Here is a 23,237-nt window from a genome sequence, read left to right on the forward strand (position 1 = left end):
ATAATTAACAAACAACATCATACCTCAAACATTTACATCTATCTAATGGAAAACAACAACACAGCAAACATCGGCGAAAAAATTAAAGCCGTAGCCATCACATTTATCGGTGCTGGTATTTTTAGTCAGGGTACATTTTATTTTCAAGAACAGTACAGCTATCGTATTCCTAGAATTTTGTATCCGATTTACGAATTATTTGGCAATACGGGCTTAGCTATTTCGATGCTTACTTTGGGTTTAGCTTTAGTTTTCTGGGCTTACACTAAATGGAAAAACACAGGAAGCAAAGCTGGCATTTTCGCTCTTGTAGCAATTGCAGCGTTTGCGATATTTTTCTCGATTTTATTTTTCACTGGTAAAAAGGCTACACCCGAAGAATTGATGCAGTCGTCTGAAGAAACGAGAGCAAAAGGCATTGAGAAAATGGCAGCAATGGAGAAGCCGAATTTTGACAATGTTGAAGTTGAACAACAACTCGCTGCTTTTGAGACGCTTTTACAACAACGTAAAAATGCTTTCAATGAAAAAGACCAGCAAGCCATTAAAGCAAGTGACCAAGCTTACATCAATTGGACTGAACAATCTGCTCCGCTAATTCAGAAACTAAAAACACCAGAAGAAAAGCAGCAATTTGCTTTGTATTTGGGTAAATTAGGGATGAAATGGCAAGAGATTAAGTAACTCCTCATCGCCCATGATTGCGAGAGCTTGTTCCGATTCATCGGAGAAGCATGACGAAGCAATCTTTCTTGTAAAATAGATTGCTTCGTAAACTCGCAATAACGAAGACCTTGTTAAACCAACAACCAAACCAAAATGCTCATTACCTTAAATTACGCTTACACCCAAGAACAGCTCAAAAGAGCTTATCGGTTTAATGTTTTCCCTACGCCAAGGGCGAGGTATTTTATGCTCTTTTTTAGCTGTTTTATTTTTGGTGTTGGCACTTTAGTTTGGTTAATAAAAGAACCAAGTTCATTTAATCCGCTCATTTTAAAAGCACTGAAAAATATTATGATAGCAGTTTGCTTATTGTGGCTGTTGGTGTTATTGGCTGTTGCGCTTAATTATTTCTACTTACCCGTTTACGCATTTAAAAAAAGTCCTTACTACCAAGGCAATTTCACGGTTAATTTAATACCAGAGGGATTAGCCTACAAACAGCAGATTGTAGAGCAAGATAACCACAGCGCAACAGACGGATTTGTGAGCTGGAAAACATTTACTAAAAAAGCAGAAAACGAAGAGTTTATTATTTTGTTTATCGGTAGAAAGCATTCGATAATTCCGAAAAAAGCTTTTGATAACGAAGCAGATTTACAAGATTTTAGATTGTTTTTAATGGCGCAGAAACATATCATGAACAAGAAATTTAACGGTAAAGAAATTTGGGGCTAACTTTTTGCACAAAACAATCCTACTATGAAACTATTAAAAATCTGCATCCTGGTCATCGCCCTAGCTAGCAGTTGCGATGCCAAACCAAAACCATCGGCTATTGCCAAAAGCCAGATGAAAAATGTAGCCAATTACGATGCTGCAACTAAAACCATCCACGTTTTTGTAGCGCTTTGCGACAACAAATATCAGGGCATTGTACCAGTTCCAAAAGCTATTGGCAACGGACAAGACCCTGCTAACAACTTATATTGGGGCTGTGCTTACGGTGTAAAAACCTATTTCAAAAAAAGCAAGGAATGGAAGTTGCTTAAAACACGAAAGCTGGATAAAATACGAATGGAGCGCTTGGTGTTTAAGCACGTCAGCAAAAATTATTACCTCGTTGCCGATGCTTACGATGGCCAATACATCAAAAAAACAACTACAGATTTTCTTTACAGCGCCGCCGGACAGTTGAAAGACACCATCCAAATTAACAAAACTGCCATTGGTATAAATGGCAATGCAAAGATGGTGGCTTACATAGGGCACGATGGTTTAATGGATTTCCAATTGAACGAAAACTTTGCCAATGCCGATGGCAAACAACGCGATGCGATAATTTTAGCCTGTATTAGCAAGAAATATTTTGCACCGCATTTAACCGCCGCAAAAGCAAACCCAGTTGTTTGGACAACCGGACTAATGGCACCCGAAGCCTATATTTTACACGATGCACTAAACAGCTACGTTAATGGCGGCACAGCTGAACAAGCCCGTAGCAAGGCAGCCTTAGCGTATACCAAATTTCAAAAATGCAGTTTAAAAGCATCGAGAAATTTGCTGGTTACAGGGTATTAAATTCTAAAATAACATCAACCTCTAAAATGAAAAATATAATCTTATTAATCGCACTGGCTCTTACATTTAACCTAGCGCTGGCACAGCAAAAATATTTAGAATTTAGCGTAAATGGCAAATATGGCATAACTGATACTTTAGGTAACGAAGCTATAAAACCAATTTACAAGTTTTCTACAACTGTGCCCGTTAAAAACCAGATTTACCTGCAAGATTTTAGCGATAAACCCGACATTATTTTTAATACTAAAACTGGTGCAAAAGCTCTGTTCGAAAGTGTTTACAGCAACGAAGTACGAATAAAAGGTGTGCAATATTCTCGAATTACCAACAAAGGTAAAAAGTATCTTTTAAGCGAAGAAACAGACAAAACCATTCCTTATGGTAGAGATTACGATGAATTTTACAACGCTGGAAACTACATTATTGCTAGATATTATGCCCAAGACCCTTACGTACCTGGCGGGAAAGATAAAAACGGCAAATTTTTACCTCCAAAAATTAGGGAGTTGAAAAGGCATCATATAGTTTTAACTAATGATGAAACTTTAAAACCTGTTGTAGATAAGGGCTTTGATAAATACTTTGCTCTTTACAAAATGCCTGAAGAAACGAAAGATGAAAGAATTGTAAAAATTGAAACGATTACACTTAAGTCAATAAAAGAAAGCGACCCAATTTTCGATTACATTATTTTAAGTCAGGGTAGTAACCACCGCTTGTACAATGCCAAAATGGTTTTGGTAAAAGCTTTTGTTTTGGCAAAGCCCGATGAAGATAAGCTGTTTGATTATGCTGAAAAGCTGTTAAAAATTAAACTTAGCACCATGCCAAGTGCTGAAAATGGCTATGTTAGTGCGCCACCGATGATGGCTTCTTCTGGAATAAAGAGCAAAAATCCTTATAGCGAACCCGAAGAGAAAAAACCTTTTAAGCCTTTCTTCTACATCAAAAAATTGGAGAATGGCAATACCATTTTCGCCTTGCAAGAAACCGAAGAAATTAGCAAACGCATTTTTGAAGCTAAAGCCTCTACAAAAGTTAAATTGATGGACCACATCAGCAAAATTTATATTGAAATTAAAGGCAAAGAGGATAGCAGATTTTACTACAATCCTAAAACTGGGGAGATTTATTTGCCAAAAGCTTATTTAGGTGAATTGGGAATTACGCTGCTATAAAATGATGAACCTTGTATTTGAACGTAAAATATATTGCCCTTTCAGGGCGTATTTGCAACATGCTTATACCAAAGGCCTTGCCTTTGGCTAGTGTACAAAAGGCTTTCAGCCATTTGAAGAATATAATTTGAGAGAAGGAATAAAATAAACGAAAGTTGACGAACACATTTTAGGATTTCCCTGAAAGGGAAACATACCCTAACCCGATGGCAACGCCTCGGGCAAATTGGAAAAAGCAGAGAAAAAAATACCCTGAAAGGGCAACATAAGCTAACTCGTGGAAACGCCTCGGGAACAAGCGAAGATAAAAGCAAAACGCCCTGAAAGGGCAGCATAAATTTGCCACCAAATTTGAAAAATGAACTTAAAAAATATAACTAGATACATTTCGATTGGCTTAATTACGTTAAGTTATGCCTGTAGCAACACGAAGAAAAACAACAATAAAGCTGTTGAGCTTGGCAGTGCCGATACCGCTGTAATGGCAAAAGTGGACGGGACATTGGTTGCGGATACGGCTGCCCAATTATCAGTACATATACCAGAAGAACAGAGTATTAATTACAATGACAGTCTAGATTTTGAGCGATACAAAGTTGATGCTGAAAAAATTGAGGGAAGAGCAAATTTAGATTGGGACAGCTATATAGAAGCTAAAACCTTTAGAACTCGAATTATACAAGCTTACTCCACTAACGAAGTTAGCTTTGCCGGATATTATGTGACCTCGATTTTTGGTTGTGGCGCAGGTTGTATTATGGGGTTTATGGTTGATATAAGGGATGGCCAGATTTACGATTTGCCTTTAGGCGAAGAAAACTCTTGCCTATTTACGGAAGACAGGGCCGTTTATGACATTAACAGTAGACTTTTTATAGCTGCCGTTTGTAAGGAAAACTTAGAAGCAAAAACCGTTTATTACAAAGCTTATTTGTGGAATGAAGATAAAAAGGAATTTGAAAAAGTAGAAAAAGAAGCCTTTTTGAAGAAATAGTAAAACGGTGGGTTTTCAAACCTTGCATAAAAGCACAGAAATATGTTAATTAAACCTGACAGTAGCGAGCACGCAATGTCATTAAGTTAAGGATTATTTATAACGTTGGCGGGGACGCCAACATAAGAATACTCCAGTGTTGGCGTCCCCGCCAACGCTTAACTTAATGACATTGAGCGAGCACGCAGTAGCGGCAAACCTATGTGTTTGCTCTACGCAGTAAAGCGGATGGCAGGACTGCAGTACCTATAAAACACTAACATACATTTACAAAAACCTATGATTATTAAATTTAAACTTACTGCTATACTGGCTTTCGGTATCTCGGCATTGGTCTTGGCGCAAGGCAGAACCCCTGATTTTCAATTTAAGGTGGTTGAAACTTCCTACATTATGAACCTAAGCAAAGGCAGTGCAAAAACAACAAACGATACGGTGTTTTACAATTTGTACCGATGGGGCAATGCGAAAAGAATTGGCAAGGAACTGAAGCACATTGTGAACAGAAAAACCGGTGATACAATTAAAAGTGGGAGTTTTGAAGTGATGGATAACCGCATTCTTTTTTTCGTAAAAGAAAATAACAGGGCTAGCTATGTAAACATTTATACGCAAAACGAAAAGGGTTTGCTGTCGTTAACCAAGGGTGCAAGGGCAGTTTCGGCGGTACCTACCAAAGCTCTAATTGAGCCATTGCCGCCTCACGATGGTACGGGTTATCCTGGTTATGTTGATATACCTGCAGAATTTCCAGGCGGCATTAACAAAGCGAGGCAGTTTCTGGCAAATAATATACAATACCCTGATGAAGCAGTGGAAAATGGTGTGAATGGAACGGTGCAAGTTAAGTTTACTATCGAAGCTGATGGTTCTATTAGCAACATCGAGATTGTAAGAAAATTGGGCTATGGTTGCGATGAAGAGGTTATAAGAGTGTTAAAACGGATGCCAAAATGGAACCCAGCTAAGCTTAAAGGACAAAATGTGAGGTCGTACTTTACCATGCCTGTAAGTTTTAGAACGCAGTAAAATTTATTGCTTTATCTATATTTAAGCATGAAACAAGAGATTAAGCCGAACAAACCAATCTTAATTGCTGGGGTAATTATTCTAGTCATTAGTTTATGCATGATTTTCCCATTTGAATATAGCAAGGCTAGTTTAGTTAGCGATTTAAAGTTCACCTATTTTACGTTGGGTATAGCTATGCTTGCTTTAATGTATGCTTTCATGGGAAGGAGTACTTACAAGGGCTTACTTTTCCTTTTGGGTAGTTGTATTTTTAGCATCATTTGTTGGTTCGCCTTTTATCCAAATACTGATTTATCCGAAAAAAGCTCCAAAGTTTTTGAGCTAACAATAGCTATTTTATCTTTCTTCGAGAACTTCGCAATACTTTACATGGGTACAGTAACAGGAATAGTTGCGGGCTTAATTTTTATAATCGTAAACGCCAGGTTTTTGAAAGATGAAAATCGTTGCCGATTATTTTTTAAAAGGTTGATTTCTTACCTGATAATTTTAGGTATTGTGTCTATTTTATTTTTCAAAGGAGGCGATTGGATTTTTGAGATTTCGGAGCATTTTAAAAATAGTGGCTAAAAGTCGTCATTGCGAGTTTACGAAGCAATCTCCTAAAACATTTACCAATGAAAAAACTACTCCTACTATTAACCATTCCAATACTACCATCTGGAATATTCTTTCTGTACAACAGTTATGTACCAATTGCCTATACAAACGAGTGTAAAGATAAACACCTATTTCGTTACCAATTTGGCATATATAAAATCGATACGCTTAGCAAAAAAGAAGTGAAAATCGAGAAAATTGGCAATGCCGAAGATTACTTTGGGCTTGATAAGCCAGCATGTATCGATGGCATTTACAAATACGAACAGTCGTTACGCAAAAAGAAAATGGATAGCATAAACAAAAAGCTGAACTGGAAACTCATTAGACATAATTTATATCGTAATAAAAACGGGGAAATCGGTTTTCAGGAAGATAGAAGTTTAGGAGAGGGCACTTCCCCTGTAACTGATTATATTACAAAATTTGGCTTTAATGATGGCAAAGCTTTAAAACGGTAATAGACACGGTCACTTTTGAAGATTTGGGCAGTTCCTACTACAAAGACAAAAAGCACATTTATAGCTACTATGCCATGTTGGGTGGTGGTAGTTTCAGCATCGACACCAAAGTAGATTACAAAACATTTAAGGTAATTGGCGATACCTACTCAAAAGATAAAAACCATATCTATGCTGATAGAATGGGCATAATGGAAGATGCCGATTACAAAACATTCCGTACCAAAATAGGCATTGGCCCGTATGCTAAAGATAAAAACGCTTACTATTATTGGGGCCAAAAAATTGATACGGCAAATTACGATGATGAATACACCAAAAAAGCCATTAAGAAATTAAAAGACCTGTGAAAAAGAGAAAATTACTAAGTCAACGGCACCCATTTTTATACTTTTTGGCAGTTGGCGCAAGGCGGATAAAAAGACGGTTGGAATGGATTTTCGATGGCAAAAAATATGCTAAAACCAAAGCCAGCGACAAACTCGATTTTCGGATTAAAAAACATCAATCGGTTCTGCTCAAAAAGCTTGGCGATAACAACGAGCAACTGCAAATTAACAAAGTAACCAACCTTAAAATAGCTTCAGCAAACATTAACGGTATCATTATTAAACCTGGCGAAACCTTCTCGTTTTGCAAATTGGTAGGTTTGCCTACTAAAAAGAAAGGCTATTTGTTAGGTATGGAACTTTCGTTTGGCGAAGCAAAAGCAGGCATTGGCGGTGGCATTTGCCAAATCTCCAACCTTATCCATTGGTTGGTTATTCATAGTCCGCTAACGGTTACAGAACGCCGCCACCATTCTTTCGATCCATTTCCAGATGATGGGCGTGTGTTGCCTTTTGGCAGTGGCGCAACAGTTTTCTACAACTACCTCGACTACCAATTCACCAACAATACCGAACACACTTTTCAAATTAATCTTTGGTTTACAGATAAATGTTTGGAAGGCGAATTACGCATAGACACTGAGCTGGATTACGCTTATCACGTTGTAGAAAAAGAGCATCAGTTTTTAAGAGTAGATGGGCAATTTTATCGCAAAAATGAGATTTGGAGAGATAAGATTTTAAAATTTGAAGGTGGCAGAGTTGTTGCCTCAGAATTGATAATGAAAAACTTTGCAAGGGTTACTTACACGCCAGCCGAGTTTTTAGATACTACAAAAGAATAAATACATTTCCATTACCAACATGAGACTTAAACACATCTTAATATTACTGCTAACCACTACTTTTTTACACGCTTGCAGTCAAACGCAAACGCCACAAACCCTCGAAGCTAAAAAGTACATTGCGGATTTAAAAGCAATGAAATACGACGAGCTGAAAACGCAGTTAAAAAAAGATACAGCGCTACTGAATAAGCTGATAAAAACGGCAACTTTTAGCCTGCAATTAACCTCGCATTTTTCATCGGGAGAGAAAAGTACCGTTGATAAATCTGCTCCAGAATTTGATATCAACCATGATGAAGCTACAATTAAAGCCCTTTTTAACGATTACTGCAACAAACTGCTCTTTGAACAAAACTTTAGCGACAACGCAAATCAAGAGCGTTTTAATCTTTACGGCCAAGGTTTATTTAGGTACGAAAGCAGGTTTAGTCTAACCGACGACAATCACGTTTTAGAGAAAAAAGACAGCTTGTTTAAGCCTTTTAAAAACAATGTGGTCACCAACGAAAAAGCCTACTTTTTTAGGGGTAAAAAAATATCAAAAACGGATATCGGTCTGAAACGTATTGACAGTATTGAGGCAGAGTTGAGCTTAAAACTTCCGGTTGAATTTGAAAAATTTTCGATTGATAAAGCTGATAAGATTGCTAATTATAAAGATGATACGATTGAGATAGAAAGTTTAAAGGAAAACAAGGCTCAGCTAAAAATTCCGATTGGTTTATATGCTGAAATTATCGGTTATCAAGCCGTTAATAACAAAAATTTAAGGATGAATACGAGTGCGTTAAGTGCTACGCCAATGTTGGGCATTGATAAAAAAGTAGGCGAAAGTTTAAAAGAACTGCGTAATATTTTCGCTGAAGTATTGGAAGAAAACGATGAGAAAAGCGGAAAGGAAAAATTAGATAAAATTGGTCAAAATCATTTAAACGCTAAAAATGATATGACTGAGTTTGATATTTATTTAAACAAACTTTCGAAGGATAAAAAGCGGTTAGAAGAGTTGGGCGATATTGGTTTGTACAACGAAATTGCCAACTCGGGCAAAAAGGTAATCGGTGTGCAAACGCAGTTTGTATTTATAGAATTTCCAGATGATATTAAAAGTATTGATGTTTTTGTAGCTACCAAATCTGTCGCATTTCAAAACAAAGCGATGGTTAAGTACGGCAACCACTACCTAAACCCAAAATATTTTGACGAAGCTAAACCTAATATTGTTTTTTATAGCCATAAAACCGACAGAAAATTTGGTGTCTCCAATCGGGATGGCGAAACCATTGTCAAGCCTAAGTACGATGAACTAAAACAGCTTTCGAACGAATACTTTTGGGGCGATGAAAAGTTGTATTGGCTAGATGTTGCTAATGAAAAGATGGTTGTGCTACCGCAATTTGTAAGTTTTGTGCAGACTTTAAAACCAGGTTACGATGTTTTTGAAAAAACAGTCGGCAATGATACTAAACTTGGTGTGGTGCTAAATCGCGGTAAAACAATTTTGCCTTTTGAATACTATCGTTTCGAAAAACATGAGAAATTCATTGTTGCTAGCAAAACGCATAACCTAGATGAAATTTACGATTTAAATCTGAAAAAGTTGCCTAATAAAGGCATCCAAAAAATAAGTACAGTAGATAACTTTATCGCTACTGATATTGAATTCCCGGCAATTTTTGTAGCAGAAGACAGCAATAGGAAAAAAGCTTTGGTTGATAAAAATTTACACTTTTTGACGGGTTTTAAATACGAGTTTATCAATCCGTTTTATGGCATAAACAACTATTATATGGCAGGGATTAGGACTGCAGATGGAAGCAATTATTGGTACGGAATTATAGACGACAAAGGCAAGGAAGTTACGTCGTTTATCTTCTGCAATATTTCCCAAGAATTTGATAAAAATGGCAAGCTAAAATTTTGCTTGAAAGACAAAAGAGAGGCAATGGATTTTAAAGCGTTTTTACAGAAGTATAAAAAATAAAAATTGATGAAAAAGGCATTACTAAAATTCGGGATTGTACTCGCCATCTGCTTTTCGGTACACATTTTGGTTGGCTTTTTTTCTAGCTTAATCGTTAATCATTTCATCTTAAATACCCGATTGGCGAACTTCACCATTTATGATGGCTATGCAGATTTCAGCATGCTATTGTTTTATATTCCGGTATCAGCGTTGCTTGTTTATGATAAAGTTAGAGGCAATGTTTGGCTTATAGCTTTAGGTGCGTTTGTGGTTATTTTAATCAGTAAAGTTTTCTTAATAGATGTCATTGCTCATTACATTAGGTTTTATGTAAAAACTGCGCAAAATGGCGCTTATAATTTCGAAATTTTTATAAATCGATTAGCTAAGAATTTGGATGGCTTGCTTTGGGAATTTAGCAATTTAGGCCAGTTTTTATCTTTCATTGTTTGGGTTTTCATCGCTTTGCTTGGTGTTTGTTATTTATCCATTTGGATAAAAAAGAACTATTAGACTAGTAGTTTAAATATGTTGCCTTTACAGGGCGTTTTTTATACCGTAAACAACCTATGGCGTTTCCATAGGTTACAATACAAAAGGCTTACAGCCTTTTGACAATATTAAACTAACTGCATATCAATTACATAGATATGATTTGCAGTTCGACAATTAGCCTGTAAGGCTAAAATACTGCTAACCCGATGCGTCGCATCGGGCGGGCTGAAGAATGACCGAAAACGCCCTATAAGGGCAGCATAATATATATATAAATTGAAAAGCTTTTTTGCACATATTTTCGTTTGGCTCGCTATTATGGTGGTGTTTAGTGCGGTCACCTTTTTGGTTTCCAACCGATTTATAGTTCCTACTGTGCCTGTTATTTTAGCCGTTGTTGTTTTGGCAGTTACTAAAACACAACGGAAACTTATTGGTCAAAAGCAAACGCCAATTTACGAAATTACCGAAGGTACGGTGAAAATTACGGGGAACATTAGTGCTCCAAGAACCTTCGAAACGCCCTATTTTAAACAACAATGCATTGCCTACATTTACGAAGAAGGCAACATTACCTACGACAGCGAAAGTGGTTCTGAACATGTAAGAAAAACTCGTATTGAAGAGCAGTTTCAAGATTTTTATTTGAGCAATGCTACAGGCAAAATAAAAGTAATTGCAACCAAATTAAACCTGGCTTTTTTACCCGCTAAAACCGATACTTTGCACAGCATTAAATACGCTGTAGATGATATCAGGTACAGCGAAAGAGCTTTAAAAAACGGCGATTTAGTTAGTGTAATGGGCTACGCCCGAAGAAATAACTATGTCGAGGTAGAATTGAGCGAAAATGCCGGACAACCCTTAGTTATTGCTACACCAGATTTTGAAGACAAAGCACAAAAATCTTTTCGTGTATTTAAAATCTTACTGCCTTATATTATTCTGATGTACGTTGCTGTAAATTATTTTCTATTTGCACCGCTTAAAATCCACATAAAAGAAAGTCAAATTTTTCCCTATTTCGCCATTTTCGGAATGGCCATTTTATCGCTTATTTTGGCAGTGCTTTCTAAAAAGCACAAAGGTTTTTTAAAGGTGGTATTTGGTGTGCTTGCCGGAGCATGTTTCAGCGCATTTTTCCTCAGCTTTCCGCTCATCTGCCTTTTTTACATCATCAAACTCGAATACTCACGTATTTTATGCATTTGGCTTGCCATTTTAGCCTGCAATTTATTAGCCTTTACCATTAATTATCACAAGTTGGAAACCGCTTTTGATTAACCATTAAAACCGACTACCTAAATGAAAAAACAATTATTCAAAATATTTACATTTTTATTTATTGCCATCACGGCGATAAAAGTACAAGCGCAAGAAATTAAATTTCCAGAGAGCTTTTACTCACCACTTTCTCTTCTTAAAGGAATGAAGATTGCAGAAATCCCGAAAGATATCCAAACCAAATACGGCATTAAAAAGAACCCAGGTTTAATTACCGATGTTGCAAAAAATAAAGGCTTATTTATGAGTAGCAAAATACCTGGTGTGCAAGCTATTTATTTTGAAGTTTGGGAAGACATTGAAGAAACAAGGATGGATTGCGGTTATGAAGTTGCAAAATTTGCTTCGATAGCCGAATTGAACAAGATACTTCCTAATCTAAAACCAAAAGGGCGGGATGGGGCTTTTTTAACTGTCCAAAATTATTTGATTATTGTGAATTGCGACGGCTATAAAAACTTTGGCGAACGTATCGAAGATATGATAAAGTATTTTCAAGAAAAGCTTGGTGCAAAACTGTATCAAGATAGAGGAAAAGACCTAGAAACTGCCGTTACCGAAAATTACGTAACCAATTTACCGCCACCGCTACCGCCAGAACCAAAAGGTAATTACACAAGTATCGCAATTGAAGATTTGGATAAACGCATTGCAAATACGGACGGATTGGCGTACATACGTACAAAAAATCGCAAAAAGTTGGCACCAGGAAAATATCGGGCAAGTAGTATGGCACCAGCTTTTGAAAGTTTAGTTTTTACGCTTGACCAAGACAGTTTGCTTCACGGCGATTACGAATATCATTATGCTGAAGATTACAGTAAATCGCCCTCAAAAGAAAGTAAATTAACTTACGACCATGGCGTTTTAACTTCAGAAACTGTTTACAAAAACAGCAAACTTTTAGGCTCAACAACCTTTACGCCTTCGGTGATTAAAGAAGGAAATGATTTTTCAATTACCATTAAAACAACTACAAAAGACCCAAATAATGGCGATAAAGAAGTGGTTACACTTTTTCGTAATCGTAAACCTGTGTCAAAAATTACCATAAGATTGGGCGTTTCGGTAATTAAAAAAGATTTCGAGAAAAAGGTGCTAGAACATTACAACAGCAAAGGGCAACTAACCAAATTCCAAAAACCTGGCTTGCGGGAAGAATATGATGGCAACGGAAAGACAATCTATAAAGAAGAATGGACAAATGACGACCATTTTATTTACAAAAACGGAAAGCTGAGCCTCAAGGAAATCGGCGTGAAAGATAAACAACAGTATTTAGTTACTGAATATGATGAGAATGGAAAAGTGACGAGAGAATTTTCGAGAGGTGTAGAAACCTACGCCATAATTGCCAATCCTGATGAGTACGAAAGCAATTTAACCGAAGCGCTGTTTGAATACTACAAGAAGAAAACGAAGTGATTTGCATTGTCCTTACAAATTTAAACCCGACAGAAGCGAACATCCCGATTTTATCGGGATAAAGCGAATGGCGGGACTTTCGGAACCGATTGACACAGAAAATGCTTTTCAAAAAAAGATAAAACTATGAAAAAAATACTCACCATTATCATTACATTAATCAGCATAAACAGCTTTGCACAAAAAGGAAAACCACCTGTAGCCGTAAGACTTGCAGGCACATCAGACATTTTAAAAACCGATAAACGTTTGGCAGATTTTACGATTAAAAACACAAAATTTAATGTTTACTTGGGTTATCAAAAACCTGATGAAATACGCAGGCAACAAAAAAGCGATACCTTGCAGGTATATAAAATTACTTTAGACAAGCGGAAATTTAGTGATTTGGAAATTGTAAGATATGGCACAAAAAATGGCAAGATTATTTTAGAAGGAGAATATAAACTGCTTAATGACACGTTGATTGTGAAAGGAAATTTTTACGATTATACAGGTCCATTCTGCATCACGACGAAGTACGTTACCGATAAGTGGGGCTTGAAAAAAGTAAGCGACGATATGAAGGGAATTGCGTTAGAAAACTTAACCGAAAGACATTTGAAACCTGCAGAAATGAAAGTTCCACCTATGATTAAACAGTAATTTTTATGAGAACGATTTTAATTTTTATACTCTTTTTTACTGCCTCTACTGGTTTTGCGCAACAGAAAAAAGCCATCCAAAATTGCCCTTGCACAGGCTCGAAAGAGATTAGCGCATGGGCGCCAGAACTAAAAAAGGGATTTGACCCAAAAAGCATCTTTAACAATTTTGCTTACAGCGTAAACGGCATATATATTGCCGAAGACCGCGACACGGTTTACCAAATCAAAATTATAGTTGACCCGAAATCGTATGGTACTTTTGTGTACTATCAGCACCTTAGTTTTAGTAAAGCAAGGGTGATACATAAGCAGGCTACCAATTGCGAAACCTCAACAAACGTACACGATGGCGGTTGGGTTGGCAACAACATTTTTGAGCCTAAAAATGCCGTCAACAAACAATTTGTTGCTTCTGGTTTTTTTGTGGGCGAAAGCTATTTACGTGTAGATAAAAGTCATTTTTTTACGCTTTACAAATGTGATAAGAAAAGTGAATTTGGTATTCACGATGCAGATAGACAACGTTATTACCGCAAAGCATATTGGGAAATTGAGGGTGATTACCCTGAAATTTCAATGCGCAGTTTTACCCAAGTAGATGTAAAAAAATACAATAAGCAACAGCTGGCAGAAATGAGAAATACCGTTTATGCCCGCTATAATTATGAGTTTAAGGAGGGCGGAAAATGGTATCAGCATTTTAATAAAAAGCCAGATTACCGCATGAACTATTTTAAGGATGTAACGCCGTTTTTAACGCATGTAGAGAAAGAAAACATCAAGTACATTACGGCTTTTGAAAGCGCCGATTATTATGACAATCAATTTAAAAACGATTTTTTAGATTTTTGGGAGAAACTGAAGGTAGCAGTTCAGGAAAATGAGGTAGAAAAACTGTATACTTTAATTCAATTTCCATTTATAGTGAATGGAGAGCACGATGAAATGCCTAAACTTAAAGTTAGCCAACAACAGTTTCTCAAAATTTGGTCCATGCTTTTGCAACAAGAAAATTATGACATGAACAATGCTAACAAACTCGTGTCATGGCTTTCTAAAAGTGCATTTAGCAAAGTTGATGCTTTTGCAGAGCAGATGATACACACCAAATCGAACAACATCGCCAACCTTGGTTTCGAGAATATAAATGGCGTTTGGAAAATGAATAGCGCTTATGCTGATACTGACTTATACCCGAAAATACAATATATGCTTAAAAACTAATATTGCCTGCGCAAGGATAAATCATTTCTTTATAGTAATCACCCTACCCGTAACCAAAGTAAACTCATAAATTCGATACAAGCCGTCATCAGTCATTTCGATACTTTCTACCAAACCAGTTTTACTAAAAGTGTCTGTCACTAAATCACCTTCTTTAATTTCGTTCAGCACATCTAGTGGCGTATCTTCATTTAATCTGATCATAATTACTTGGTAAACATCAGTCCAAAGCCAACATAATCAGCTTCGGTTCCGTGTATGTAAATTTTCGACTGTAAAGCTAGCCAATTATTCAATTTATATTTGGCACCTGCTGTCCAATAAGTCTTTACCGGCAATAAGCTGTTGTAATGAACATAATAGCCATACTTTGCCATGAAGGCTAAATTACCCATCCACAAATCTGGTCCAACCGCAGCGCCAACACGCCACCTCTCCAATGACGAAGCTTTTGACTGATAAGTTTCTAAATTTCTATTCGGGTCATAAATGGTATGGTAGTATACCGCATCAATACCAGCTCCCAACGCCAAATAAGACGTTAATCGATAGTTATATCCACCATATAAACTTGTTCGCCATAAGCCATCTCTGCTTTGGTAAACGCCCCTTCTGCCCATATTAACTCCTAAATCGAAACTGTGTTTTTTAAATGTTTCTTTCTCGAAACTCGGTTTCTCTACGTTGATATGATCGTTTAATGCTCTAGCTACACTTAAACCAACGCTTACCACATTCAATCCGTTATTAGGTACTCGTGTACCGCCGTTAGAATAATGCAATACATCTAAATTTGCAGAAACATCAGTATTTTTATTGATGGGAACATTTAACTTTAATCCTGCTTTGAGTCCGAAATTTAGTTTACTTCCAACTACCGGATTTTGGTTGCTGAACCAAGACTCGCCTGCATATAAAATTCCAAAACCTGGTGTAAATTGTAATTCGGCTTTGCTGATATTTAACAACGGAAAGGTCAATCCGCCCAACAAGCCATAACTATCCCCAAACTCGCCATTTTGAGGGGCAGCAATACGGGTGACATCATCCATCCGTTTGTAGTTGAAAACAACGTCGATGCTTTTGATGCCCAAATCGCTAGACCAACGCCTAGGTTGGCGATTGATATTGTAATGGAAAATAAGTTCCCCACCGTAGGCACTGCCTTGTAGCTTGTTCTGGTTGGCACTAAAACTACTGATTGCCTTTTGCAAATTCAATTCGAGTGTATGTGCGTTTTGCTGAGCTTGGCTATACCAAGGCAAACATAAAGCCCCAAGAAGAAAGCACTTGGTTAGTTTGGATATTTTAAACATTTATCTCAATAGATTAGATAAATCAAAAGTATGAAATTTATTTACGCATTGTCCATTTAATGCCCATTAAAAGCTGCTTCAAAAACAATTCATTGGTATAAGCTTCTGGCGTATGCCCTAAGCCTGTGTAGAAAACCCTGCCACCATCAAATTTATGACACCATACAATTGGATGGTCGTTATCCATCTTTCCCCCTTGATAAGAAGTTTCATCTACTTTTACCAATACTGTCACATCTTTATTGAAAGATTTGAAGTTATACCACTCGTCGGTGTGTAGCCAGCTTCCGGGCATTCCCTTCATTAGTTTGTGTTTTGGATAAACCGACACTAACTTAGCTTGCTGCACTTTGGGGTGATTAGTGAAAAATGCACCTATCATTTTGCCATACCACTCCCACTCGAAACAAAAATCTGTTGCTGCATGAATACCAACCAAACCACCTCCATTGTTAATATAAGTTTTCAAAGCCTGTTTCTGATCGTCGCTAAAAACGTTAGAACCCGTAGGATTTAGAAAAATGAGTGTACGATATTTGCTTAAGTTCTCCTTAGTAAAACTGCTTACGCTTTCAGAAGTATCTATTTCGAAATTATTTTCAAGGCCTAATTTTCTGATAGCCAAAATCCCATCTTTAATAGATTTGTGCCTATAGCTTTTCGTCAGAGAGAAAACCAAAATTTTATTTGTTTTCTTAGATTTTTGAGCAGAAACATCTAGGTTGAAAATCAGTAGCAAACCTAAAAGGATTGCTCCCACAAGCTTAATTTTTCTCATTATAAAAAGTATCGATATATAACTGTTCTACCTGCTTTCTGGCCCATTCTTCTTTTCTTAAGAATTTTAAGCTCGATTTTATACTGGGATCCTTAATGAAACAATTGAAGCGCAACAGATAACCTAACTCTGCCCAGCCATAATGTTGGCTCAGTTGGGTAATTATTGTTTCAAGTGTTTTACCATGTAATGGATTATTCTTTTGTTCTGCAGCGGGCATATACAAAGTTAGCAGGGATTAGTAGAAATACAAAAAACCAGCAACTGCTAATTTAACAGTGCTGGCTTGTTTTTGATAGGTATTATATAGTTAATTAGCCAATGTATACCAATGGATTACAGATATTAGAAGCTCCTTGATGATAAGTTGATAAAGATTTTATAGCTTTTACATCTACAATCCGCTCGGGATATTTATTTATTAGTGCGTTAATCATTGCTAAGCCAATCTCTTTAGTGGTGTTTATCCTATTAGGAATAAAAATTTTCAACAACGGGAAAAGTCTATAAATAATCTTTTCATGAAACTGCCCACACTTTTGTTGTGACAAAGAAGCAACTAAACCTACCCTAAAAAAGTATAACTTCTTAAAAATCAATTTAGCTAACGCATTTTCTGCTTTGCCCATTATTCTAGCCTTCATCACTGTGCCTAATTCTGTAGTATCTGAAGTTGAACTTGATAAAAAGCTAAAAACAATATTCGGATTAAGTTCTAGCAAACGACAAGCCAAGCTCAAAGTCATATCTATAGCAAAATGAGAACAAATTCTTTCATCTAAGCTGGCTGCAGGGCACTCTGTACAATAGAAACACGCATCATAGCCTTTCAACTGCCGCTCATAAGCATCTAACTCTAAAAAATCTGGAATAATTAATTCCTTTAATTTAGGATGTTTTATTTGTTTAGACCATCTGCTAACTAACAATACAGCAGATATAGCTTTACTTTCAAGACATTCTTGCAAAACGCCATCGCCCACCAATCCGTGGGCTCCAGTAATAATTACCCTGTATTGCATATCCGCAAATATTTAAACTCTAAATCTGTTTACTGCTTTACAATCTTAAACTCAGTTCTTCTATTAAGCTGATGATCTGCTTCGCTACATTTAACGCCATTGGTACATTTATTTACAGGTACACTTTCACCGTAACCTTTGGCGGTAATTCGGCTTTTCTCAATACCTCTATCAATAATATATTGCACCGCAGAATTAGCCCTACTTTGAGATAACCACTGGTTGTACTGATCGTTTCCTCTACTATCTGTGTGCGAGCCTAATTCTATCCAAATTGTCGGATTTTCTTTCATTATCGCTACCAATTTATCTAGCTCAACCGCGGCGTCTTTCCTGATGTTAGATTTATCGAAATCGTAGTAAATATTCTCGATACGAATTGGTTTATCTATAACAATTGGCACCAGATATAGAAATTTTTCAATTGGCTTAGTGCCTTCATATCCTTTAGTTGTTAAGTCTTCTGTAGCACTTCTAAAACCAGTTCTATCAGCTAGTAAACTATAGTCTGTATTTTCATCCAGATTAAACTTAAAACTGCCATCTTCACCTGTCTCCACTTTCATTGGAGAGCCATTTTCACCCCTAAGCGTTACTACTGTATTCGCCAACGGCAAATTCGTTTCCTTATTAAATACTTTGCCCTGAAGAACAAACTTTAGCTTTTCTTTTTCTAAGTAGCTGTAAATATCATCTTGCCCCATCCCCCCTTCTCTATTGGAAGCAAAATAGCCCTTCAATTTACCTGTTGGACGAAACGTGAAATCATCCTGGGCCGAATTAATTGGATAACCTAAATTTTCTACACTCACTAAACCACCATTGGTAATCTTAGCTCTGTGTATATCCAAGCCTCCCATCCCAATACCGTCATCAGTAGAAAAGTAAAAATAACCATCGTAAATAACGGGAGAACGCTCATTGCCCGGTGTGTTCACAGCTACCAGATTTACAGCATTACCCCAAGTACCGCTATCTGTACGTTCGCAAAAATAAATATCGGTGCCACCTTTACCGCCCGGCATGTTAGATACGAAGAAAAGCATTTTACCATCGGCACTTAAAAATGGATCGCCAACAGACCACTTTTGTAAGTTGTTATAACGGAAAGGTTCTGGTTCCGACCATTTTCCATCACGTTTTTTACTGCTATAAATTTCGATATTGATTGTACTTGGTTCGCCTTTTATTTTTGCCAAATTGCGTGGAATGCGGGTCATTGTAAAATACATTTCAGTTTCATCTGCGCTGTAGCTAGCAGAACCAACGTGAAAATCGGAAGTGTTTTCTAAAGGGAAAAAAGTTACGGTATCAGCACCTGATTGGTGTTGATATAGCCTTAAATAGTCGTTACCTGTCCATCCGTAAGTATTTTTATCGGGTTTCTTACTTCCATCGAATTTTAAAAATGGTTTTGCGGTTTTGGCTCTTGGTGCACTTACTCCCGTTCTATCCGAAGTAAATACCAAACCATTGTTGTACATTACCGGCGCCCAGTCAGACTGCGCACTATTGACTTGCCTTTCGTTCAAAATAGTCACCATCTTCGGATTTTTCATCCATTTTATGGCAGAGTCGCATGACTTTTTCCAGTTAGCTATTTGCATTAGCTGTGCCGGATCTGCGCCTTTTAATAATTCTCCATACTTCACGTATTGTTCTTTGGCCTCAGTATACTTGCCATTATTCTTTAACATATCCGCATAGTGTTTAAAGAATTCGGCTTTTGTTCCATCCATACCAACAACAATAGCGTACCAGCTTGCAGCCTGCTTAAAATCTCTCATCAACCTATAACATTCAGCTAATTTTTCTGCTGCATATAGTGTTTTCTTTTTTTGATATGCCTCGGTGTATAATTGGATTGCCTTTTCGTAGTTAAAAAGCTCGAATTGTACATCTGCTTCTTTTAATACATATTGTGCTTTGGCGGGTATAGCCAGAAAAGTAATAAAAGCTAGCACTATTAAAATGACTGATTTTTTCTTCATGGGTATTACTATAGGAAATCAATGACGATTAAAAATATCTCTGCGACATCATGCGTATATTTTTAGGCTTGATGTAAAAGCCAACTGAGATCTCGTGGGTACCGCCGGTAGTGCCCCTCAAACTACTCATAGCATAATCGTAGGCATAGCCGATACGAAGCTGTGGGGTAGCAAAAAATTCAGTCATTGCTACTATTGAGTTTGCTTTTACCAAATCTTTTTGCAGATAAGATTTATCATAAAGACTAACTGCCGTACGATAACTTCCGCCCAACCATATCCTATCGGCTAATAGTACAAAGGCATTCACGTCTAAACTGGTTGGTCCGCCTCTATCATCCTTTAATAAAAAGGAAGGTTTTAACTGCACGGTTTCGTTAATTGGCAATAACATCCCAGCTGTAAGATAATAGTGTGGCTTTTGCATGGGAAACATCACCATATTTCCCTTATTTTTATCCAAGTAATGCGCTATCAAATTATCTACAGATACACCAGCATACCATCTGTCATCAGAATAAAAAACCCCGGTTCTAGCATCGGGCAGTAAGTTTCGTTCGATTCCCATTGTTGCTCTAGGATCATTAGGATCTATCGCCTCCAACATATTGCCATTGAGTGTATTTTGTACAACACCTACACCTAACCCAAGTGCTAATCTTGCACTTTCGTCGCTACTGCTCATCCTTATCCGATAGGCATAACTTCCATACGCAGCGATGGTACTTTGCGGTCCCAACTTATCTGAGGCCAACTGAAAAGCCAATCCCACGTTACCATCGTTAGCAATTGCATCTATCGCAAGGGAAGCACTTTTTGGCGCACCTTTAATGCCTGTCCATTGGTTACGATAAAAGCTGTGCAAGTTAAGTTGTTCTTTATAACCTGCGTAAGCGGGATTAATGTATATGCCGTTAAACATATACTGGCTATATTGTGCGTCTTGTTGCGACTTGCCAACTAAGGCCAAACCAATAAGAATGCTTGTTATTAATACTTTTAATTTCATGGTAGATTTATTTGATATCGTGCTACATCTAATCTTTCAATAAGGTTACCCAGCCGGTAAACACCTGCCATCTGCCTGTAGAGTCTTTTAATTTTAGCACATAATAATAAGTACCTCCATTTAGCCCTCTACCGTCCCACTCATTTCTGTAGGTTTTACCGGTGCTTTTCCAAACTTCGTTGCCCCATCTGTTATGGATAATTAAATTGTTTTCTGGATAAGCTTCTAAGCCAGGTATTTTGAACGTATCGTTCTTACCGTCGCCATCTGGTGTAATTACGTTTGGTATTTGCAAGCCCATAATTTGTTTTATATGGGTTGATGAGTTGTTGGTTAGATCGATATCTGTTTCGGTACTGGTTACTTTCGCAGTATTGGTTACCATACCAGCCAAATTAGCCTTCACTTTTAGTACAAGTTCTATTGTTGCGCCAACTGCAATACTGCCCACGTTCCAAGTAAGGGTTCTGGTGGCATTGCTATAATCTGCTGCTCCGTAGCTCGAGGTAGTAGATATGAAAGACAATTGCTCTGGCAAAATATCTGTAACCACTACGCCAGTAGCCAAATTGGCGCCTATGTTTTTAACCTGCAAAATATAATCAAACTCTTGCCCAATATGTGTGCTCGCTAACGAAGCTGATTTAAGAATACTCAAATCAACCGAAGCTGCATTAGGAACTGGTGTAACCGTAGAAGTATTATTTGCCAAAACCGGATCGTGTTCATTACCGCTAACCGTTGCCGTATTTGTGTAAGAACCTGTAGCATTAACTTTTGCAGTAATTCTAAGTGTAGCCGATTGCCCAACCGCCAAATTGCCGATAGTCCAAATACCAGCTGGGTTTGAAAGTGTACCCATTGTTTCATTAGAGCTAACAAACGTATAACCAGCAAGTAATTGATCGTTTACAACCACACCAGTAGCATTGTCTGGACCAGCATTGGTTACTACAATGTTAAACACCACATTATTACCAATGGTAGGGCTAGCGTTGTCTACCGTTTTTACAATACCTAAGTTAGCTTGTAATACACCTGGAATTGGTGTTACGGTTGAAGTGTTATTAGCAGGATCTGGATCTGTTTCTATACCAGTAATGGTAGCCGTATTACTGTAATTACCACTAGCATTTATTCTTGCTACAACCGTTAGGGTTGCAGTTGCGTTATTAGCTAAATTACCGATGTTCCAAACTCCAGTTACACTATCGTAATTACCTACTGAAACCGTTGAACTTACAAACGTGTAGCCACTTGGCAATAAATCATTTACCCTTACTCCAGTAGCATCTACCAATCCTAAATTTCTAGCTGAAATAGTGAATGTAACGTTAGAACCAACAATAGGAGCGGCATTACTCACTGTCTTTGCCACCATTAAATCAGCGCAATCAACTGTAGTTTTGGTAAAGAAGGCCGTTGCATCTACTGTTGCTGGCAATATCAAATTATTACCAATATTGATGCTAATTGGGGTTCCGCCGTTGGTGCCACTGCAAGTTTTAGACCACACGCCTAGCGCAGTTTGCTGACTAACATAGGCCAAAGCATTATTAAAAGCAATTTCGTTAGTACCTGCCCCATTGGTATTGGTTGCCGCATTGTGCTGCAACGAAACATTGGCAGCACCAGCTACATTACTGCTTATTTGCCAAGTTCTATCCATCCCTTTGGTTGCAAAGACCGTTTCGACAGATGAACTTGAACTATAATCTTTTACCTGCACATTGATGTTCCTAGCCGCAGCCTGATTAGCCACAGTTGCTGGTGTGTAATCTAGCCCTGCAATACTTATCGGAAATAAGAATGAAGCATTGTTAGCTAAATTTTCCTTAACTACTACGCCAGTACCATTAGTTACAACATGCTTGGTAACATCAAAACCGGTGAAAACAGCATCATCATCTAATACTAGATTGAAATTGTTGAGGAAGATATGTCCAGCCGTGAACTTAACTGTATTGGTTACACGTGTATTTCCCGTTAAAGAAACTCCAGCAGTATTGTCTATTTCGATATTTGGTAATGATGGGTTAATACCCGAAGTATAACCACCGTTTAAAGTTTGTTGCAATGGATAACCTGCATACAGCGGATTATTTGCCCTAAAAATGATTACTCCTGTACCTGTTTGTCCATTACTTGGTAAGGATATAAATCTTGCTGCAGGATCTATCGTCATGTTTTTTCCATAGAAAATAGCTGTTGCACCATCTTCAATGTATACTACGGCATCAGGTCCAAAAGTCACATCACCGTACCAAGTTACCGGTACACCTGCATTGATATCAAAATTATTATTGATATAAGTTGATGATTGACCTTGTGCTACCACCGACACGCAGGCTAATAGTATAATTACGATTAATTTCTTCATTGTCTTTTTAT

The 23,237-nt window shown here is 37.4% G+C and carries 24 protein-coding genes; 16 read left to right on the plus strand and 8 right to left on the minus strand.

The window, feature by feature from the left end; all coding sequences use genetic code 11:
• Positions 1 to 45 precede the first annotated feature (45 nt).
• The 16 genes from REI64_RS14455 (at position 46) to REI64_RS14530 (ending at position 14,730) form a co-directional block, all read left to right on the plus strand.
• Positions 46 to 684 (plus strand): hypothetical protein, encoded by a 639-nt coding sequence (locus REI64_RS14455; protein ID WP_308850848.1) that lies wholly within the window; start codon positions 46 to 48, stop codon positions 682 to 684.
• Positions 685 to 819: 135 nt separating this feature from the next.
• On the plus strand, positions 820 to 1,401 hold the full coding sequence (locus REI64_RS14460) for a YcxB family protein (RefSeq protein ID WP_308850849.1): 582 nt from the start codon (positions 820 to 822) through the stop codon (positions 1,399 to 1,401).
• 24 nt (positions 1,402 to 1,425) lie between these two features.
• Positions 1,426 to 2,244 carry a hypothetical protein gene (locus REI64_RS14465; RefSeq protein WP_308850850.1) on the plus strand — a complete coding sequence of 273 codons (819 nt, stop codon included), beginning with the start codon at positions 1,426 to 1,428 and terminating at the stop codon, positions 2,242 to 2,244.
• A 26-nt stretch (positions 2,245 to 2,270) separates the two neighbouring features.
• Positions 2,271 to 3,425, plus strand: a complete 1,155-nt coding sequence (locus tag REI64_RS14470) for a hypothetical protein (protein ID WP_308850851.1) — start codon at positions 2,271 to 2,273, stop codon at positions 3,423 to 3,425.
• Positions 3,426 to 3,783: 358 nt separating this feature from the next.
• Complete coding sequence (locus tag REI64_RS14475; RefSeq protein WP_308850852.1) at positions 3,784 to 4,419, plus strand: hypothetical protein; 636 nt, start codon at positions 3,784 to 3,786, stop codon at positions 4,417 to 4,419.
• 279 nt (positions 4,420 to 4,698) lie between these two features.
• Positions 4,699 to 5,448 carry an energy transducer TonB gene (locus REI64_RS14480; RefSeq protein ID WP_308850853.1) on the plus strand — a complete coding sequence of 250 codons (750 nt, stop codon included), beginning with the start codon at positions 4,699 to 4,701 and terminating at the stop codon, positions 5,446 to 5,448.
• 27 nt (positions 5,449 to 5,475) lie between these two features.
• The gene (locus tag REI64_RS14485) at positions 5,476 to 6,021 is read left to right on the plus strand and encodes a hypothetical protein (protein ID WP_308850854.1); all 546 of its coding nucleotides are present in this window, start codon (positions 5,476 to 5,478) and stop codon (positions 6,019 to 6,021) included.
• A 47-nt stretch (positions 6,022 to 6,068) separates the two neighbouring features.
• A complete protein-coding gene (locus REI64_RS14490) occupies positions 6,069 to 6,512 on the plus strand; it encodes a hypothetical protein (RefSeq protein WP_308850855.1) in 444 nt (147 codons plus the stop codon).
• Positions 6,513 to 6,535: 23 nt separating this feature from the next.
• Positions 6,536 to 6,862: a DKNYY domain-containing protein gene (locus REI64_RS14495; protein ID WP_308850856.1), complete on the plus strand. Its 327-nt coding sequence runs from the start codon at positions 6,536 to 6,538 to the stop codon at positions 6,860 to 6,862.
• 77 nt (positions 6,863 to 6,939) lie between these two features.
• The gene (locus tag REI64_RS14500) at positions 6,940 to 7,686 is read left to right on the plus strand and encodes a VanW family protein (RefSeq protein ID WP_308850857.1); all 747 of its coding nucleotides are present in this window, start codon (positions 6,940 to 6,942) and stop codon (positions 7,684 to 7,686) included.
• A gap of 19 nt (positions 7,687 to 7,705) precedes the next feature.
• Positions 7,706 to 9,673: a WG repeat-containing protein gene (locus REI64_RS14505; RefSeq protein ID WP_308850858.1), complete on the plus strand. Its 1,968-nt coding sequence runs from the start codon at positions 7,706 to 7,708 to the stop codon at positions 9,671 to 9,673.
• A 6-nt stretch (positions 9,674 to 9,679) separates the two neighbouring features.
• Positions 9,680 to 10,168 (plus strand): hypothetical protein, encoded by a 489-nt coding sequence (locus REI64_RS14510; protein ID WP_308850859.1) that lies wholly within the window; start codon positions 9,680 to 9,682, stop codon positions 10,166 to 10,168.
• A gap of 258 nt (positions 10,169 to 10,426) precedes the next feature.
• Entirely contained in the window at positions 10,427 to 11,434 is a 1,008-nt protein-coding gene (locus tag REI64_RS14515) for a hypothetical protein (protein WP_308850860.1), read from the plus strand.
• A 21-nt stretch (positions 11,435 to 11,455) separates the two neighbouring features.
• Positions 11,456 to 12,859, plus strand: a complete 1,404-nt coding sequence (locus REI64_RS14520) for a hypothetical protein (RefSeq protein ID WP_308850861.1) — start codon at positions 11,456 to 11,458, stop codon at positions 12,857 to 12,859.
• 126 nt (positions 12,860 to 12,985) lie between these two features.
• Positions 12,986 to 13,504, plus strand: a complete 519-nt coding sequence (locus REI64_RS14525; protein WP_308850862.1) for a hypothetical protein — start codon at positions 12,986 to 12,988, stop codon at positions 13,502 to 13,504.
• 5 nt (positions 13,505 to 13,509) lie between these two features.
• On the plus strand, positions 13,510 to 14,730 hold the full coding sequence (locus REI64_RS14530; protein ID WP_308850863.1) for a YARHG domain-containing protein: 1,221 nt from the start codon (positions 13,510 to 13,512) through the stop codon (positions 14,728 to 14,730).
• 21 nt (positions 14,731 to 14,751) lie between these two features.
• Here REI64_RS14530 and REI64_RS14535 read toward each other — a convergent pair whose 3' ends face one another.
• The 8 genes from REI64_RS14535 to REI64_RS14570 form a co-directional block, all read right to left on the minus strand.
• Positions 14,752 to 14,934, minus strand: a complete 183-nt coding sequence (locus REI64_RS14535; protein WP_308850864.1) for a hypothetical protein — start codon at positions 14,932 to 14,934, stop codon at positions 14,752 to 14,754.
• A 2-nt stretch (positions 14,935 to 14,936) separates the two neighbouring features.
• Positions 14,937 to 16,046 (minus strand): acyloxyacyl hydrolase, encoded by a 1,110-nt coding sequence (locus REI64_RS14540; protein ID WP_308850865.1) that lies wholly within the window; start codon positions 16,044 to 16,046, stop codon positions 14,937 to 14,939.
• Between the two features lie 37 nt (positions 16,047 to 16,083).
• Positions 16,084 to 16,824: a ThuA domain-containing protein gene (locus REI64_RS14545; protein ID WP_308850866.1), complete on the minus strand. Its 741-nt coding sequence runs from the start codon at positions 16,822 to 16,824 to the stop codon at positions 16,084 to 16,086.
• The gene (locus tag REI64_RS14550) at positions 16,811 to 17,044 is read right to left on the minus strand and encodes a VF530 family protein (protein ID WP_308850867.1); all 234 of its coding nucleotides are present in this window, start codon (positions 17,042 to 17,044) and stop codon (positions 16,811 to 16,813) included. The genes REI64_RS14545 and REI64_RS14550 overlap by 14 nt, the downstream gene beginning before the upstream one ends.
• 94 nt (positions 17,045 to 17,138) lie before the next feature.
• Positions 17,139 to 17,846 (minus strand): hypothetical protein, encoded by a 708-nt coding sequence (locus REI64_RS14555; protein WP_308850868.1) that lies wholly within the window; start codon positions 17,844 to 17,846, stop codon positions 17,139 to 17,141.
• Between the two features lie 29 nt (positions 17,847 to 17,875).
• Positions 17,876 to 19,837 carry an OmpA family protein gene (locus REI64_RS14560; protein ID WP_308850869.1) on the minus strand — a complete coding sequence of 654 codons (1,962 nt, stop codon included), beginning with the start codon at positions 19,835 to 19,837 and terminating at the stop codon, positions 17,876 to 17,878.
• Positions 19,838 to 19,865: 28 nt separating this feature from the next.
• A complete protein-coding gene (locus REI64_RS14565; RefSeq protein ID WP_308850870.1) occupies positions 19,866 to 20,846 on the minus strand; it encodes a type IX secretion system membrane protein PorP/SprF in 981 nt (326 codons plus the stop codon).
• Between the two features lie 28 nt (positions 20,847 to 20,874).
• Positions 20,875 to 23,226 carry a gliding motility-associated C-terminal domain-containing protein gene (locus REI64_RS14570; protein ID WP_308850871.1) on the minus strand — a complete coding sequence of 784 codons (2,352 nt, stop codon included), beginning with the start codon at positions 23,224 to 23,226 and terminating at the stop codon, positions 20,875 to 20,877.
• Positions 23,227 to 23,237: the final 11 nt, after the last annotated feature.

The organism is Pedobacter sp. (genome assembly GCF_031119335.1).
Taxonomy (GTDB): Bacteria; Bacteroidota; Bacteroidia; order Sphingobacteriales; family Sphingobacteriaceae; genus Pedobacter.